Below are 2,365 nucleotides of genomic sequence, written 5' to 3' on the forward strand. Positions count from 1 at the left end.
GTCGGAGGTGAGCGGGCAGGAGCGGGGGCAGGCGGTGCGGGCAGGCGGTACGGGTGGGTACGTCCTCCTCAGCGAGGACCGACGGCGCGAACCACGAGGCTGCTGTTGAAACCGCCGTGGCCGCGGGCGTTCACCAGCGCCACCCGCACGGGTACACGCCGGGGCGTGCGCACGAGGTCGAGTCCATGGGCCGGATCGGGGGTGTCGAGGTTGCCCACCGCCGGGATGACCCCGTCCCGGATGGACAGCAACGCCGCGGCCACCGTCAACGCCGAGCCGCCGGCGAGGAGCCTGCCGACGAAGCCCTGCGGCGCCGTCACCGGGACCGTCCGGGCCCCGAAGACCGTGCGGATCGCCGCCGCCTCCTGGGCGTCGAGGTCCGGTGAACCAGCGCCGTCCGCGAAGACGACATCGACGCCGTCCGGGGTGAGGCCGGCGTCGCGCAGGGCCCGGCGCATCGCGGTGGCGAGCCAGCGCGCGTCCGGGGCGGGGCGTTCGTGGTGGGCGGCGTCGTGCGTCGCGGCGTAGCCGGCGATCTCGCCGTAAACGTGCGGGGCTCCCCGGGCGGCGGCGGCGGCCGGATCCTCGAGCACGAGCGTCGCGCCACCCTCACCGGGCAGGTAACCGTTCGCCCGAACGTCGAACGGCTTGTAGCCGTCCGCCGCGACGGTCGCGGTGCTGACCCGGCCACCGGACAGATGGCCGGCAATCGCATAAGGCGTCAGGCTCGCCTCGGCCCCCCCGGCGAGCACCGTCGGCGTGCCGCGGCGGATAATCCGCCGGGCCTGGGCCAGGCTGTCGATTCCGCCGGCACCGTCACTGACCAGGACCCCCGATGGCCCCTTCAGACCATACCGGATCGAGGTCTGCCCGGTCGTCGCCGCGTAGAACCAGGCGATCGACTGATAGACGCTCACCGCAGTGCGGCCCCGGGTCCACAACCGTCCCAGCTCGCGCTGTCCGATGTCGACACCGCCCGACCCGCTGCCGAACACCACCGAGGTCGCATACGGATCGTGCGCTGCCGGGTCGTAGCGCGCATCGGCCATGGCGAGGCGCGACGCGGCCATCCCGAACCAGGTCCACCGATCGGTCTGGACGATGTACCGCTTGTCGACGTAGTCCTCGACCGCGAAACCGGCGACCTCTCCGGCAAGGGTGGCGTCGTACCAGGTGGTGTCGAACCGGCTGATCGGCGCGATCTTCAGCTCGCCGCGCAGAGTTGATGCCCAGTACTCCTCCGTCCCGATGCCGCTGGGCGCGAGGACGCCGAGACCGGTGACGACCGGCCGGACCGGGGCCTGCGGCGAACCGTCCCGGTACGCGGGTCCCGCGGCCGTCGCGACGGAGGCCTCCACGGCGGCGTTCATCGCGTCGGGGCGGCGAGGACGATCGCCGACTGGAAGCCACCGAAACCGCTGCCGACCGACAGGGCCACGTCGACAGTGTGGTCCCGGGCGATGTTCGGGACGTAGTCGAGATCGCACTCGGGGTCGCGGGTGGTCCAGTTGGCGGTGGGGGGGATGACGTCGTTCTCGATCGCCAGGGCGCAGGCAGCGATCTCGATCGACCCGATCGCGCCCAGCGAGTGCCCGATCATCGACTTGATCGAGCTGACCGGGATGTCATACGCCCGCTGTCCCAGCGAACGCTTGAAGGCTGCCGTCTCGTGCCGATCGTTCTGCTTGGTGCCCGATCCGTGCGCGTTGATGTAGTCGATGTCGTCGGCCCCGACCCGCGCCGCGTCCATCGCGACCCGGATCGCCTCGGCCATCTCGACCCCGTCGGGGCGCAGTCCGGTCATGTGGAACGCGTTCGAGCGCGAGGCGTACCCACCCACCTCGCAGTAGATGTGCGCACCGCGCGACCGGGCGGCGGTGAGCTCCTCCAGGATGAGTACGGCGCAGCCCTCCCCCATCACGAAGCCGTCCCGGCTGGCGTCGAAGGGACGGGAGGCGTGTTCGGGGTCGTCGTTGCGGGCTGTCGTCGCGCGGATCGCGTCGAAGGAGGCCATCGAGATCGGGGAGATCGGCGCGTCGGAGGCACCGGCGATGACGATGTCGGCCTCGCCGTCGACGATGAGCTGATGGCCGTAGCCGACCGCGTCGATGCCCGAGGTGCAGCCGGTGGAGACCACGAAGGCTGGGCCGTGCGCCCCGAACCGGCAGGCCAGTTCGGTGGCCAGGCAGCTCGGCACCATCGCGTGGTAGAGGAACGAGCTGGCGTACCGGGGATCAACCTCCCAGTCCCGCCCGCTGTCGGAGACCTCGACGTACTCGTTCTCCAGGCGGGTGGTCGCGCCCACCGCGCTGCCGATGCTGACGCCAACGATCGGGCCGTCCCCGCCGTCCCCGCCGTCCCCGCC

2 protein-coding genes are annotated in these 2,365 nt (G+C 71.8%); both read right to left on the reverse strand.

Annotated elements, in window-relative coordinates:
- Nucleotides 1–68: 68 nt before the first annotated feature.
- Nucleotides 69–1,370 (reverse strand): beta-ketoacyl synthase N-terminal-like domain-containing protein, encoded by a 1,302-nt coding sequence (locus AC08OO_RS20815; protein WP_476609697.1) that lies wholly within the window; start codon nucleotides 1,368–1,370, stop codon nucleotides 69–71.
- Nucleotides 1,367–2,365: beta-ketoacyl-[acyl-carrier-protein] synthase family protein (locus tag AC08OO_RS20820; protein ID WP_476618946.1), on the reverse strand; the 999-nt coding region annotated here is incomplete at its 5' end. The genes AC08OO_RS20820 and AC08OO_RS20815, both read right to left, overlap by 4 nt.

Source organism: Frankia sp. CeCAU1, assembly GCF_977971845.1.